The organism is Lysobacter sp. Hz25, from assembly GCF_046097045.1.
Lineage (GTDB): Bacteria > Pseudomonadota > Gammaproteobacteria > Xanthomonadales > Xanthomonadaceae > Lysobacter > Lysobacter antibioticus_B.
The window spans coordinates 3,043,830-3,057,590 of record NZ_CP175666.1; the positions used below are offsets into that span (position 1 = coordinate 3,043,830).

10 protein-coding genes are annotated in these 13,761 nt (G+C 67.1%); 5 read left to right on the plus strand and 5 right to left on the minus strand.

The genetic code is table 11. The features are described from left to right. Positions 1-160 precede the first annotated feature (160 nt). The gene (locus ACKN61_RS12735) at positions 161-1,093 is read left to right on the plus strand and encodes a TSUP family transporter (RefSeq protein WP_408949853.1); all 933 of its coding nucleotides are present in this window, start codon (positions 161-163) and stop codon (positions 1,091-1,093) included. Positions 1,094-1,259: 166 nt separating this feature from the next. Here ACKN61_RS12735 and ACKN61_RS12740 read toward each other — a convergent pair whose 3' ends face one another. Next, on the minus strand, positions 1,260-3,587 hold the full coding sequence (locus ACKN61_RS12740) for a beta strand repeat-containing protein (protein ID WP_408949854.1): 2,328 nt from the start codon (positions 3,585-3,587) through the stop codon (positions 1,260-1,262). 770 nt (positions 3,588-4,357) lie between these two features. Beyond that, the gene (locus ACKN61_RS12745) at positions 4,358-5,281 is read right to left on the minus strand and encodes a LysR substrate-binding domain-containing protein (RefSeq protein WP_408949855.1); all 924 of its coding nucleotides are present in this window, start codon (positions 5,279-5,281) and stop codon (positions 4,358-4,360) included. A gap of 119 nt (positions 5,282-5,400) precedes the next feature. On the opposite strand from ACKN61_RS12745, the gene ACKN61_RS12750 reads away from it, so the two are divergent. Both ACKN61_RS12750 and ACKN61_RS12755 read left to right on the plus strand, forming a co-directional pair. Then, positions 5,401-6,102 carry a pirin family protein gene (locus ACKN61_RS12750; RefSeq protein ID WP_031370146.1) on the plus strand — a complete coding sequence of 234 codons (702 nt, stop codon included), beginning with the start codon at positions 5,401-5,403 and terminating at the stop codon, positions 6,100-6,102. 119 nt (positions 6,103-6,221) lie between these two features. Next, positions 6,222-7,052, plus strand: coding sequence for an alpha/beta fold hydrolase (locus tag ACKN61_RS12755; protein ID WP_408949856.1), 831 nt, complete (start codon positions 6,222-6,224; stop codon positions 7,050-7,052). Positions 7,053-7,133: 81 nt separating this feature from the next. Here ACKN61_RS12755 and ACKN61_RS12760 read toward each other — a convergent pair whose 3' ends face one another. Both ACKN61_RS12760 and ACKN61_RS12765 read right to left on the minus strand, forming a co-directional pair. Next, entirely contained in the window at positions 7,134-7,553 is a 420-nt protein-coding gene (locus ACKN61_RS12760) for an OsmC family protein (RefSeq protein WP_408949857.1), read from the minus strand. Between the two features lie 156 nt (positions 7,554-7,709). Beyond that, positions 7,710-10,055, minus strand: a complete 2,346-nt coding sequence (locus tag ACKN61_RS12765) for a hypothetical protein (RefSeq protein ID WP_408949858.1) — start codon at positions 10,053-10,055, stop codon at positions 7,710-7,712. 524 nt (positions 10,056-10,579) lie between these two features. Between ACKN61_RS12765 and ACKN61_RS12770 the strand changes: the two genes are divergently transcribed. Then, the gene (locus tag ACKN61_RS12770) at positions 10,580-10,999 is read left to right on the plus strand and encodes a hypothetical protein (RefSeq protein ID WP_408949859.1); all 420 of its coding nucleotides are present in this window, start codon (positions 10,580-10,582) and stop codon (positions 10,997-10,999) included. Positions 11,000-11,068: 69 nt separating this feature from the next. On the opposite strand, the gene galE is transcribed toward ACKN61_RS12770, so the two are convergent. Further along, positions 11,069-12,097 (minus strand): UDP-glucose 4-epimerase GalE, encoded by a 1,029-nt coding sequence (gene galE / locus ACKN61_RS12775; RefSeq protein ID WP_408949860.1) that lies wholly within the window; start codon positions 12,095-12,097, stop codon positions 11,069-11,071. Between the two features lie 215 nt (positions 12,098-12,312). Between galE and ACKN61_RS12780 the strand changes: the two genes are divergently transcribed. Then, complete coding sequence (locus ACKN61_RS12780) at positions 12,313-13,761, plus strand: lipopolysaccharide biosynthesis protein (protein WP_408949861.1); 1,449 nt, start codon at positions 12,313-12,315, stop codon at positions 13,759-13,761.

Genomic DNA, 13,761 nt, shown 5'->3' on the forward strand with positions numbered 1-13,761 from the left:
CCGTCCGGCCGACGACTGTGCCGTTATCCGCATCCGGAGCGCGTAAGCGATGCAAGCCGCGTCGGCGCGCGGGTCCGACCATGGCCCGGGTCCTGTCCGGAGGCGCCATGCCCCTCGTCGAATTCGTCAGCCGCTCGCCCTCGCCGCTTGAGGCACTGTCGTGAATCGTCCGAGCCTCGAGGTCGCCCTGCTCTGGTCGGCCCTGGCCTTGTTGGCGCTGGCCTATGCCTGGCGCTGGTACGCGCTGGAGCGTTCCCGCCGCCAACGGGATCGCGATGCGGACGCGGGTGTGTCGCCGTGGCCCCGTCCAGGCGATGGGCTGACCGGCTTCGTGGCGAATTTCTTTGACACCCTCGGCATCGGTTCTTTCGCCACCACCACCGCGATCTTCAAGTTGCGCGGCCGGGTCACCGACGATCGCATTCCCGGCACCTTGAACGTCGGCCACGCGCTGCCGACCATCGCCCAGGCCCTGATCTTCATCGCCGTGGTCAGCGTCGACTTCGTCACTCTGGCCGGGATGATCGCCGCCGCGGTCGCCGGCGCCTGGGCCGGCGTGCGGGTGGTGGCGCGGCTGCCGAAGCGCGCGATCCAGATCGGCATGGGCATCGCGCTGTTGGTCTCGGCGCTGTTGTTCCTAGCCACCAACCTGCAATGGCTGCCGGGCGGCGGCGACGCCTTGGGCCTGCACGGCGCGACGCTCGCCTTCGCCATCGCCGCCAGCTTCGTGCTCGGCGCGTTGATGATGCTCGGCATCGGGCTGTACGCGCCGTGCCTGATCCTGGTCAGCTTGCTCGGCATGAACCCGCTCGCGGCGTTCCCGATCATGATGGGCGCCTGCGCGTTCCTGATGCCGGTCGGCGGCGCGGCCTTCGTGCGCAGCGGCCGCTACGACCTGCGCGCGGCCTTGGGCCTGACCTTGGGCGGCATTCCCGGGGTCTTGATCGCGGCCTTCCTGGTCAAATCGCTGCCGTTGGAATGGCTGCGTTGGCTGGTGCTGGCGGTGACGCTGTACGCCGCTGTGCAGATGCTGCTGTCGGCGCGGCGAGCGCGGGCGGAGGCATCGGCTGCGCTGGAAGTCGATCGCGCCTGAGCGGCGGCGGCCTCATTCGGCCAATAACGCCACGACCCGCGCACCAACTCGGATACGAACCCATCGCGCAAAAACCTGCGTGCAAGCACTTCAGTTGGCTGGCGAGATCTCGTGACGCCCGCCCGGCGACCCGGCTCTGGCCGGGACGCGCAGGCCGCGCCGGCGACTAGGGCACGTTGCACTGGAACACGAAAGTGACCTGATTGCTGCCGGGCGCCGCGGACAGGGTGCCGAGCGTCACCCCGGCCGACAGCGCGCCGAAGGTCAACGGCCCTGCCGGGCACGCGCCCGCCGGCCCGGTGCAGGTCACCACGTTACCCGCCGGACAGACGATGCCAGGGCCGGCCGTGTCGCTGACCAGCGCTCCGACCACCGCGTCCGGGCCTACGTTGGTCACCACCACGGTATAGGTCGTGGTCGCTCCTCGCGTGACCGTGTCGTTGGCCTGGTCGATGTCGTTGTTGATGCCCGGCGTGTTGGTCTTGGTGATGCGCAGGTCGGCCTGCCGGCGCGTATTGGTGATCGTGCAGACGATCGCGGTGTCGTTGTCGCCGACGGTCAGCGAATTGCCCGACAGGCCGCCGGTGCCGGTGCAGGCCCAGGCGCTCGGGTTATACAGGCCGATGTTGCCGGCACCCAGTATCTCGGACAGGGTGAACACAGTGCCGGTGTCGACCACCACCGCCGCACCGGTGTCGGTTTCGTTCGCGCTGTTGGCGACCGACGTCAGCGTCGGGTTCGCCACACCGCCGGTCGCGCTCAGGTTTGCACTGTCGTTGACGACCGCGCCGCCCCAGGTCTTGGCCAACGCCACCGACGCGGTCTTGCGCGTATTGGTGAAGCTGCAGGTGAAGTCGGTGCCGGCCACCACGTCGGTGGAGGGAATGGTGAAGGTGGTGCCGCTCAGACTGCCGACGTTAGCTGTGCCGTTGCTGCAGGTTGCGCTGCCGAGTTGGTAAATCGCCGGCAGCGCGTTCTCCTGGATCGTGATCGCCGTGCCCGGCGCAACGATGCCGAACGGTTGCACGCCTGCGGCGGCGTTGCCGTCGACCTGCGCCGCGCCCGATGCCGGCGTGCTCACCGTCGCGGCGGTCAGCGCGGTATTGGTCAGGGCGAAGCCGAAGGTCGCAGCCGCGGCCGGACTGGTGGTCTTGCTCAGGGTCAGGCAACCCGGGTCCACCACCGCCGTCGCGGTGTTGTTGGCGGTGCCGCCCGGCGCTGGCGTGACGAACAAGGCCTGCGCGCTGGTGCCCTCCTCCATTGGCGCGATCACCGCGACCGTGCTGGTGTTGGTGGTTGCCGCGCACTGCGCCGGGTCGAGCGTGCCGGTGATCGTATAGGTCAGGGTGCCGCCCGCGGCCGCGTTGCCGGCCGGCAAGGTCGCGGTCGCGGCGATAGCGCCGGTGCCGCTGGCGGCCGGACACACGGGAGTGGGTGTGCCGCTGGCGGCGCAGGTCCACGAGAACGCGGTGAAACCGGCCGGCAGCGCATCGGCGATCGTCACCTGAGCGTCGTGCACGTTCAGATCGCTGCCCGTGCCCACGGTCGGGCGCGCGGTGTTGTTCTGGTAGGTCACGGTGAACACCGTGCTGCCGCCGGCTGCGGGGCTGGCGTTGCTCACCGTCTTGGTCGTGCGCGTGTCGACGTCGTTGTCGAGGACGGTGTAGGTCGAGGTCTGCACGAACGGCGGGCCGCAGGTGGACGTGCTGGCGATGGTGTAGGCCGCGGGATTCGGCTGCACCGTCATCACGATCAGTTCGTTGTTCTCGACGACGGTGTCGTTGACGATGACGATGCCGGTCGGGAACTGGCTGCCGACGTTGCCGTCGTAGTCGCCGGCCGGGATCGTCATGGTGAAAGTGTTGGTGCCCGACGGCGTGGTGTAGTCGCTGCCGAGCGTCGCTGTGCTCGCTGCCGTGACCTGGATGGTTACATTCACCGGTGCGGCGAGAGAGCCGGAAACTGCAATGAGCGGGCCGCCGCCGGTGGTGACGGATTCCGTTCCCGATGTGGTCGCGGTTTTGAACTCCAGGTAGGGGGTCAGGAAGATCTGGATCTCGTCGAGGAAGTTGCCGACGGTGCTGTCGCCGGTCGAGGTGCTGATGGCCTCGAAGCCGAAATCGTGGATGCCGGAGGTGCCTGCCCAGGTGAAGGTGCCGGTGTAGTCGGCCCAGGTATTGGTCGTCGTCGGCGCGGCGCAACTCGCGCTGCCGATCAGACCGCCGCCGCAGGCCTGCACGGTGCCGCCACCGCTGGTGTTGGTCGCGAAGCGGCCGATCTGGTTGACCGTGGCATCGATGTTGAACGCCATCACGTCGATGCCGGTGCCGCCCGGGGATCTGGCACGGTGGCTCAGCCGCCACTGCACCTGCTCTCCGGTGACCAGGCATACGCGCTGAAACAAGCGCGAGGGCGTCTGAGCATTGAGTTCGGCGAAATTGCTGCCGGCCCGCGACGGCACTCCGGAAAAGCCGTTGCTCCACAGTTCGATCAAAGGTCCTGTTTCGTCGCTTGGCGGGCTGGTGCAGTTGCCGTTGGATGTGGCGCTGAAGTGAGTCGTGGTCCAGCCCGTTACTCGCGAATCCACGGTTTGCTTGAAGCAGCCCGCCGGTACCAAGATGGGCTCTTCGAAGCCAAGATTGAGGAAACTGCGCTGGATCTGCGCAGTTGCCGGAAACGCCAGCAGCGGCAGCAATACCAAGGCCGCACGGCAGGCATACAGGCGCCCACCGCGTGTACTGGCGGACGGGCATCGACGACGATGGTTGAACAAACGGCACCCCCTCATTGCACAGGCCAATCAGTGAGTCGGCGTCGAGCGACAATCTTGCAGCTCGATACGTGCGCTTCAGGACAGCGCTGCCACGGAGCCCCAAGGGGCAGCGACTCTCGATTGGTGACTTGCCCAGGCGTCCAGGCCACCGGCACTTCTGTGACTTATATCTCAGTTTTTCGCCCCTCTCAATCACGAGGTGCCTTTTCTTAGTCGATTTACTTCATTCGGTGTGCTTTTTGCGCAAAGGCACAGCGGAGTAAACAACCGGTCATCGAGGATGAACGGTCGTCCTTGTCTCGCTCCCGCCCGTTTCCCGGTCTCGATCGAGGCGTGTCGCAGGGCCGAACGCCGGTTGACGCATGTCGGCCGAAGTCACCGGCGACTCCGTTTATGTGTCTCGATGCCCGCTTCGACCGAAGGTGCCACACCTGCCTGCTCACGCCCGCACCGCCCGTCGGCGCCGCCTCCCCGTCGACGCAAGCCTAGTCCTAACGTTCCTGCGGGTCCGCCCACGGCGCCTTCTCGAACTTACGCACCAGGTAATCGATCAACACCTGCACGCGCGCCGGGCGGATCCGGCCCGGCGGCGTGACGACGTGCAGGGCGATCGGCGGCGGCGCCCACTCCGGCATCACCACTTCGAGCTTGCCGTTGCGCAGTTCGCGCCAGACCAGGAACTCGGGTTGCAAGGCCAGCCCCTGCCCCGCGAGCAAGGCCGGGTTCAAGGCCTCGGCATTGTTGACCCGCAACGGCGTCGCCACGCTGATCGAGAAATCGCCGTGGCGCTTGTGGCTGAAACGCCAAGCGTTGCCGAAACGCGAATAGGTGTAGAACAGCGCGTCGTGATCGGCCAGCTGCCGCGGATGCTTCGGCCGTCCGCGTCGTTCCAGATAGGCCGGCGACCCCACCAACAGGATGCGCACGCCGCACAACCGCCGCGCCAGCAGGCTCGAATCGGCCAGGGTCGAAATCCGCAGGGCCAGATCGTAGCCACCGCCGATGAGGTCGGTGACGCCATCGTCGAACACGATCTCCAGGGCGATGTCGGGATAGCGCGCCATGAATTCGGGCAGCAGCGGCGACAGGTGAGCGATGCCGAACGACATCGGCGCGGCGATGCGCACCTGCCCGCGCGGGCTCGCGGCCTGGGCGGTGATTTCGGCCTCGACCGCTTCGCCCTCGGCGAGGATGCGGCTGGCGCGTTCCAGCGCGCCGCGCCCGCTCTCGGTCAGCGACATCTTGCGCGAGGTGCGATGGAACAACACCGTCTTCAGCCGCGTCTCCAGGCGGGTGATCGCCTTGGACACGGTCGCCTGCGACAGGCCGAACTCGCCGGCGGTGCGTGCGAAGGATCCGGTTTCGGCGACCTTGGCGAAGATCGCCCAGGCCTCCAGGTCGGGCAGTTTCTGCATGGCGGGCGTCCATATCAATTTTGGAAAGAATGGTTTTCCATTGGTTCCATTCTAAACCTGATCGCATCGGCCTATCGTTCTCCTCAAGCCACACGGCACTCAACCACGAGGACACGGACATGATCGAACTTCGCCCCTACGACAGCCTCGGCGGCGCCGACCACGGCTGGCTCGACGCCAAGCATCACTTCTCCTTCTCCGGCTACCGCGATCCCGAGCGCATGGGCTGGGGCGCGCTGCGGGTCTGGAACGACGACACCATCCAGGCCAACACCGGCTTCCCGCCGCATTCGCACGCCGACATGGAGATCATCACCTACGTCCGCGACGGTGCGATCACCCACCAGGACAACCTCGGCAACCGCGGCCGCACCGAAGCCGGCGACGTCCAGGTGATGAGCGCGGGCACCGGCATCCAGCACGCCGAATACAACCTCGAATCCGACACCACCCGCATCTTCCAGATCTGGATCATTCCCGATCAGCGCGGCGGCGCGCCGACCTGGGGCAGCAAGCCTTTCCCCAAGGGCGACCGCGCCGGCCATTTCGTCACCCTGGCCAGCGGCATCGACGGCGACGAAGACACCTTGCCGATCCGCGCCGATGCGCGCGTGCTCGGCCTGACCCTTGCTGCCGGCGAATCGGCCGAATACGTCTTCGCCGACGACCGCTATGGCTATCTGGTGCCGGCCAAGGGCAGCGTCGAGGTCAACGGCGTGCGTTTGCAGGCTCGCGACGGCGCGGCGATCCGCAACGAGGGCGCTATCCGCGTCGTCGCCATCGACGATGCCGAGTTGGTCCTCGTCGACACCGCGCCCTGATCTCGGCTTTCGCAGTTGACGCTACGCGTTCAAAACGACTCCCTGCGACACCGGTCAACGCCGGTGTCGCCCGCATCGACCACACTCTCCCTTCTTCCCCACCGCACAGGAGCGACACCATGGGCACTTTCACCACCAAAGACGGCGTGCAGATCTATTACAAGGACTGGGGCCCGCGCGACGGCGAGCCGGTGGTCTTCAGCCACGGCTGGCCGCTCAGCGCCGACAGCTGGGAAGCGCAAATGCTGTTCCTGGCCGAACACGGCTACCGCACCATCGCCCACGACCGCCGCGGCCACGGCCGTTCCAGCCAGCCCTGGGACGGCAACGACATGGACCACTACGCCGACGACCTGGCGCAGTTGCTCGAACATCTCGACATCCAGGGCGCGAGCCTGTTCGGTTTCTCCACCGGCGGCGGCGAAGTCGCGCGCTACATCGGCCGTCACGGCACCAAGCGGGTCAAGAAGGCCGGCCTGATCTCGGCGGTGCCGCCGCTGATGCTCAAGACCGATGCCAACCCCGGCGGTCTGCCGAAGGACGTCTTCGACGGTCTGCGCGCAGGCTCGATCGCCGACCGCTCGCAGTTGTACCAGGACCTCGCCGGCGGCCCGTTCTTCGGCTTCAACCGTCCCGGCGCGAAGAAGTCGCAGGGCATGATCGATTCGTTCTGGGTCCAGGGCATGCAGGGCGGCCACAAGAACACCTTCGACAGCATCAAGGCGTTCTCGGAAACCGACTTCACCGAAGACCTGAAGAAGTTCGACGTGCCCACCCTGATCCTGCACGGCGACGACGACCAGGTCGTGCCGATCGACGCGGCGGCGCGCGCCTCGGCCAAGCTGGTCAAGAACAGCAAGCTGGTGGTCTATCCCGGCGCTCCGCACGGTTTGACCGACACCCACAAGGAAAAACTCAACCAGGACCTGCTGGACTTCCTCAAGTCCTGATCGCAAGCGCCGCGCCGGGGTTCCGGCGCGGCTTACTTCTCGTCAGGCATGCGGATCGCAAGCCTGGCCGCCTGCTTCGCCTCAGGCGGCCGGCGCGGCCAACGCGGTCGCGATCCGCACTTCGCCGGTCAGTACTTTGTGGATCGGGCAGGCATTGGCGATCTGCAACAGGCGTTCGCGCTGCTCGTCGCTGAGTTCGCCGCTCAACATGATGCGGCGGCGGATGTCGGTGCCCTCGGCCGGCTTGCCGTCGGGGTTGAAGCTGAGTTCCACTTCGACCGCGCTGAGCGGCCACTGCTTGCGCGCCGCATACATGCGCAAGGTGATCGCGGTGCAGGCGCCGAGGCTGGACAACAACAGGCGCTCCGGCGGCGGGCCGCTGTCGGCGCCGCCCTGCTCGGCCGGTTCGTCGGCGAACCAATGATGCTCGAGATCGTCGCTGAGACGGACCTGATACGGCGCGCCGTCGCTCACGGCGACGACGGTGGGGATGGCGGGCATGCACGACTCCGAAACGATACGTTGGATCGGTTATCGCATGCGTCCGTCGAAAGCAGAAGCGTTCGCGGCGGAACGCTGCATCGGAGCCTCGGGGCTTGCTCGGGGCGGGGCTTGCTCGGGCGGGGGCGATCGGGCTTCGCGACCGATCGCGAGGCTTCAGTTCACCACGCAGCTCAAGCTCACCACCACCGCCGCGCCGTTGGCGAGCGCGCCCAGGGTCACGCCGCTGTCCAACTGCGCCACGCTCAAGGGGCCGGCCGGACAAGCCGCACCGCTGCAGGTCGGCGGCGTATTGCAGCTCAGGCCGCTGCGCCCGGCGATCGGGTCGCGCAGCACCGCACCGGTCACGCCGTCGGGACCGTGGTTGACCACTCGGATCGTGTACACCGTCGTCGCGCCGCGGGTCAGCGTGTCGTTAGTCTGGTCGACATCGCCGTTGATGCCGGGCGTGTTGGTCTTGGTGATGCTCAGATCGGCGAGCGGATTGCGCGTGTTGCTGAAGGTGCAGGTCAGATCGTCGCCGGCGACCGCGGTCAGGTTGAAACTGGCGCCGCTGCCGCTCGGCGTTTGCCCACCGGCCAAGGCGTTGCTGCAGGAATAGCCCGCCGCGTAATTGGCCAGATTCGCGCCGCCCGCGCTGGTCTCGCTGAGGACATAAACGCCACCGATCGTTGCCGGGTTCAAGCTCGCGATTTCGGCAGGGGTGTTGGTCACACCGGTGGTGGTCGCGACGGCGGGCCCACCCGGGCCGGAGATGCTCAAGGCGAACTGATCGGAAACGGAGAAGCGGCCGAGCGGCAGCGCTTTCTGCAAGCGCAGGACCGGCTGTTTGCTGTTGCTGAAGGTGCACACGATCGGACCGACGGTGCGAGTGGCGGCCGCATCGAGCAAGACCGAGCGCGTCGCCAGGTTCGGCGTCGCCACGCCGCCGACGCCCAGCCCGGTGCATGCGATCCCCGTCAACGAGAAGCCAGCCGGCGGATCGGATTCGGTGACCGTGGTCGCCGCGCCGGCCGCGCTGAGCGTCTGGGTCGCGCCGGCGGCCGCGGTGCCCGCCGTCGCGGTGACGATGTCGTGGGCCTGGATGCCGTTGTCGCCGCTGAAGTTGAAGGTGCCGATGCCGCCGTTGCTGATCTTCTGCACCTGCAGGGTCGGACAGGCGACGGTGAAATTCACGCTCGCCGAGTTGTTGGCGGTGTTGATGTCGGAGAAGCCGTCGGTGGCCGAGAAATCGGCCGTGGCGGTGTTGGCGACGGTGGCGCCGCAGGTCGCCGTGGTGGCGACGGTGCCGGTCAGGGTGAAGGTCAGCGCCCCGCCCTTGGCCAGCGTGTAACCGCCGGCGACCGCGAGGTTGCCGGTGCCGCTCGCGGCAGGACAGGTCGAACCGACGCTGGCCGAGCAGGTCCACGATTTGCCGGTCAACTGCGCCGGCAAGGCGTCGTTGATGTCGGGCGCGTTGCTCGCATCGATGTTCGGCGATTGATCGCCGGGGTCGTTGGCGTTGATGTCGTTGTTGCGTACGGTGACCGTGTAGGTCACCGGTTGCCCGCGCAGGATCGAGGCCGCCGATACGGTCTTGGTCACCGCGATATCCGCCGGGGTCGAGATCGCCAGATTGCGCACCTCGTGGATGTTGGTCGAACCGCCGGTAGAGCCGGCGATGCCGATGCGCAACTGGGTCGGCGCGACGTGCAGGAAATCCAACGCGTTCACCACCGTGGTCGGCGCCGCGCCGGCGGCGCCGTAGGCCACCGAAATGCGGTAGCCGCCCGAGCCGTTGGGCACCAGGAAGTAACGCACGCGGTTCGGCGTGGGACGCGCCAACACCCCCGGGGAATCGACACCGCTGGCGACAGTGGCGCCGCCGATGTAGATGTTGTTGGTCGAGGCCGGGCCGCGCACGACGACGCTGTCGGGCGTCGAGCCGGGACCGCCGCCGCCCGAGCAGCCGCCGGAGGCGCCGGCGCTGGAGAAGTTGCCGAATTCGTCCAGGCCGATGCCGAGGTAGGCGCCGTTGCCTTTGCAGTAACCGAGCGAAGCGCCGGCGAGCGCGCCGGCCATGGTGCCGTTGGCGTCGTAGAGAAATACGCTGAGCCCATCGGCGCCGGTGCCGCCCCAACTGACGTAATCGAATTCGACGATGATGCCGAACTGCGGCGAGACCGTGCCGCCGCTGTAGAGCGCGCGACCCGATTGCCCGCCCAGATTGGTGGTCAGGCGCAGCCAGCCGTTGCCATTGCTGTCGTTGACGCCGTTCGGAATCGCGCCGTAGCCGCCGGTGAGAATGCCGCTGTCGTTCGTGCCGAGGTTGTCGGTGCCGGTGATCGTCCAGCCCGGCTCGGTGCTGTTGCGGAAACTGCTGTTGACCTTGAACTGCGCCGCTGCCGGCAGCGCCGCGCACAGGCCGAGACAGAGCAAGGCGGCTGCGGCGATCGGCTTGGTGGGTTGGTTCTTGCTCCCGGTGTGCGTGTGCGAATGGCGACCGTCCGTAGTTCTTTTCATGAGTCTGTTCGAGATTGAGAGTAGCGACGGCCGGACGCGGTCCCTCGCAGCGACGTCTTCGGGCGGACGGCTGTGGAAGCGATTCGGCGGTGGGAGCGCCGACCTCGAGCGGTCGGCATGGAGCGGCAGCGATCGGCCGCTGCAAACCGCGAGCCGGCAGATGACCGTCAATGTGATTCAAATCACATTTTGATCAAAGCGACGTGAAAATCGCGTATTCGCACCGTTCAGGTGATTAACTTCGCTTAATTACGTAAGCGAGCCAGCGTCTAAACAATGTCGGATCGAAGCGGTTGGGCGCCCTGGGCGCCGCCGGACTTATGGCTTTCGCCGCCGCCCTGGCCCGCATCCTAGGCCGTACCGGCAGGAGCCTCACTGGGCGCCGCGCCAGGTCAATCCAGGCTCGCTCGCGGGTCGTTTGGCCGTTTGCGCGGACGATTCGCGTACCCCGTTTAGGCGGCCGCGACGGCCGCATCGAATCGATGCGCCCGATCGGCGCGACAGTTGGCTAAGAGGAGAACGGCATGACCCAGGGCAGTGGCGCGGGCAGCAGCGTGCTTGCGGATTTCGGAACCCGCGACATCGTGCTCGAAGTGGTGGCCGATACCGCGAGCCAGGACGGAGCGCCCGAACTGCAGGTGACCTTGCTGGTGGCCGGGGTGCTGATCTCGGGCACGGTCGTCAGCTTCAAGCGCTACGCCCAGCACCACCCGATCACCGCGCGCATCCACGAAGCGGTCGAAGGCCTGGCCGCGAGAGCTTCCAGTGAAGAAGGCGCGCCCCGGCCCGGCCCGCCGCTGTACCTTCATCTGAAGGACGCGACCTACTACACCCCCGGAACGCAACAGGCGTTTCCGTCCGACCGCGGCGTGTTCTGCCGTGTCGCCTTGAAGGACGTGTCGGCATTCAACTTCGGCAGCATCGGCTGGTCGCAGCCGGGCTGAAGCCACCTGCGGCGATCGCGCCGCTGCGACGATCGCGTCGTCGCGGTCGTTCCCGATGCGCTGCGCCGCTCAGAATGCCGGCGCGCTATGCCATTGCCAGGCGCTGTCGATGATGTCTTCCAGGCGGGTATAACGCGGGGCCCAACCCAGTAGCGATCTCGCCGCATCGCTGGCCGCGACCAGCACCGGCGGGTCGCCGGCTCTGCGGGGCGCCAGCGAGTAAGGGATGCGGCGGCCGGCGATGGCCTCGGCCGCGCGTATCACCTGCAGCACGCTGAAGCCCTGGCCGTTGCCGAGATTGAAGCGATGCGCGCCCGGCGTGCTGTCGAGCCAACGCAAGGCGCGGATGTGCGCGTCGGCGAGGTCGATCACGTGGATGTAGTCGCGCACGCAGGTACCGTCGACGGTGTCGTAGTCGTTGCCGAACACCTGCAGCGCCTGCGCTTCGCCGAGGGCCGCGCGCAACACGTTGGGGATCAGATGGGTTTCCGGATAATGCGATTCGCCGATGCCGGCATGGGCCGCGGCGCCGGCGGCGTTGAAATAACGCAGCGACACCGAACGCAAGCCGTAGGCCTGCGCGGCGTCGGCGAGCATGCGCTCGACCATGAGCTTGCTGGCGCCGTAAGGATTGATCGGGTCGGTCCGATGCGCCTCGTCGATCGATACCGAGTCCGGCTCGCCATAGACCGCGGCCGTCGACGAAAACACCAGGCGACCGACGCCATGACGCTGCATCGCCTGCAACAGATTGAGGCTGCCGACCACGTTGTGCCGGTAGTAGTCGTACGGCGCGGCGACCGATTCGCCGACCAGCGAGCGCGCGGCGAAATGCATCACCGCATCGACCGGACGCTCGAACGCGGCATCCAGCGTTTCCGGTTTCAACAAGTCGGCGGCAATCCAGCGGCCCCAGCGCAAGGCCTCGCGATGACCGGTGCTGAGGTTGTCGAGCACGCTGACTTCGAAGCCTTGATGCGCGAGCGCGTAAGCGGCGTGCGCACCGATATAACCGGCGCCGCCGCAGACCAGGACGTGACAGGAATCGTGTGAGGAAACAGTGAGCGGAACCGGTGCGACGCTTGCGGGATGAGTCACGAAAGCCTCTGGAAACTGAAGGTTTTTCCTGGCCTGCCCTTGTGGCTCCGAGCATGCCGTGGGAGTATGCGTCGGACTAAAACTGTGATGCAAATCACTTAATTATCTTCAGATTTATGAATGAACTGGTCGGATAAGGAATCGAATCGGCCGGCCTCGAAGCTCGCGCGATTCCGGTGCGCGGCTGCTGTGGTCACAGCCTGCAAGGACGCGTCGTGCTGATTCGCCAGACCCTGCTGTACCTGCCCGCACAACTGCTCGGTCCGCTCGCGCAGTTGGCGGCGATCGTGTTGTGGACGCATTGGCTCGATCCGAACGAGTTCGGCCTGTTCACCCTGGCCCTGGCGATGCAGGAAGCGGTGTATCTGCTGTTCCTGGCCTTCTGGTCGTATTTCCTGCTGCGTTTCCTGCCCGGCGCCGATGCGCTCCTGCGCGAGCGCATGGACGTGATCGAGAGCTGGGTGTTCTTCGCCAACGGCGTGCTGCAGGCGGCGGTGCTGCTGATCCTGCTGCGTTATGTCTCGCACGACTGGCCGTCGCCGGCTCTGTGGACGACGTTGTTCGTGTTCACCTTGACGCGTTCCTACTGCACGCACCTGGCCGAGCGCGCCAAGGTCGCCGATGCCATCGGCGTCTACACCGCTTTGCAGAGCATCGGCCCGGTCGCCGGCCTGGCGATCGGCTGGACCTGGGCCAGCCTGGCGGCGAATGGCCCGGCCCAGATCGGCCCGCTCGAAGTGCTGGCCTCTTACGCGATCGCGCAAAGCCTGTCCTTGTTGTACGCGGTGTCGCGCCTGCGCATGCGCCTGCAATTACGCAAGCCGGACCGGGCTACCTGGCGCCGGATCTGCCTCTACGGTTTGCCTTTGGCGATCAGCGGCGTGCTCGCGTGGGTGCCCGGCAACGGCATTCGCTTCGTCGTCGAACACGGCATGGGCCTCGCAGCGGTCGGCCTGTTCTCGGTCGGCTGGACACTGGGACAACGCGCCTGCGCATTCGCGGCGATGCTGGTCACCGCCGCCGCGTTCCCGATCGCCTTGCGCCTGGAAGCCCAGGGCGAGAAGCACCGGGCGCTGGAACAGGTCGCCCTCAACGGCGCCCTGCTCTGCTCGGTGCTGGTGCCGACCGCAGCCGGCCTGATCCTGCTCGCCGAGCCGCTGTCGCGTGCCGCGGTCTCGGCGCCGTACATCGCGACGACCTTGAGCATCCTGCCGCTCGCGACCCTGGCCGGGCTGATCAAGAACCTGCGCAGCCACTTCGCCAACCAACCCTTCCTGCTCGCGCAGAAGACAGCTTGGACGCTGGCGATCGACGTGATCGAAACCGCCCTGTTCCTTGCCGCCGCCGCCATCGGCCTGCGCACGATGGGCCTGGTCGGCGCCGCCGCCGGCGCGCTCGCCGCGGTGAGCGTCGGCGCGCTGGTCTCGTTCGTCATCGCGGTGCGCAAACTCGGCATGCCGATGCCCATCGCTCACCTGGCCCGCATCGCGCTGGCGAGCGCAGTCATGGCCGCAAGCCTGTCGGCCTTGCCACCGCTCGCCGGCTGGGCCCCACTCATCGCCGCCGTCGCACTCGGTGCGACGGTGTATGCCGCAGCGCTCGCGCTGACCTATCGCGGCCAGCTCGGCCAGTTGCGCAGCGCGCTTCGTCCCAACTCCCCTTAG

Coding starts and splice junctions, on each gene's coding strand:
- ACKN61_RS12755 (WP_408949856.1), top strand. CDS start 6,222: ATGGGCACTTTCACCACCAAAGACGGCGTGCAGATCTATTACAAGGAC.
- ACKN61_RS12770 (WP_408949859.1), top strand. CDS start 10,580: ATGACCCAGGGCAGTGGCGCGGGCAGCAGCGTGCTTGCGGATTTCGGA.
- ACKN61_RS12745 (WP_408949855.1), bottom strand. CDS start 5,281: ATGCAGAAACTGCCCGACCTGGAGGCCTGGGCGATCTTCGCCAAGGTC.
- ACKN61_RS12760 (WP_408949857.1), bottom strand. CDS start 7,553: ATGCCCGCCATCCCCACCGTCGTCGCCGTGAGCGACGGCGCGCCGTAT.
- ACKN61_RS12750 (WP_031370146.1), top strand. CDS start 5,401: ATGATCGAACTTCGCCCCTACGACAGCCTCGGCGGCGCCGACCACGGC.
- ACKN61_RS12765 (WP_408949858.1), bottom strand. CDS start 10,055: ATGAAAAGAACTACGGACGGTCGCCATTCGCACACGCACACCGGGAGC.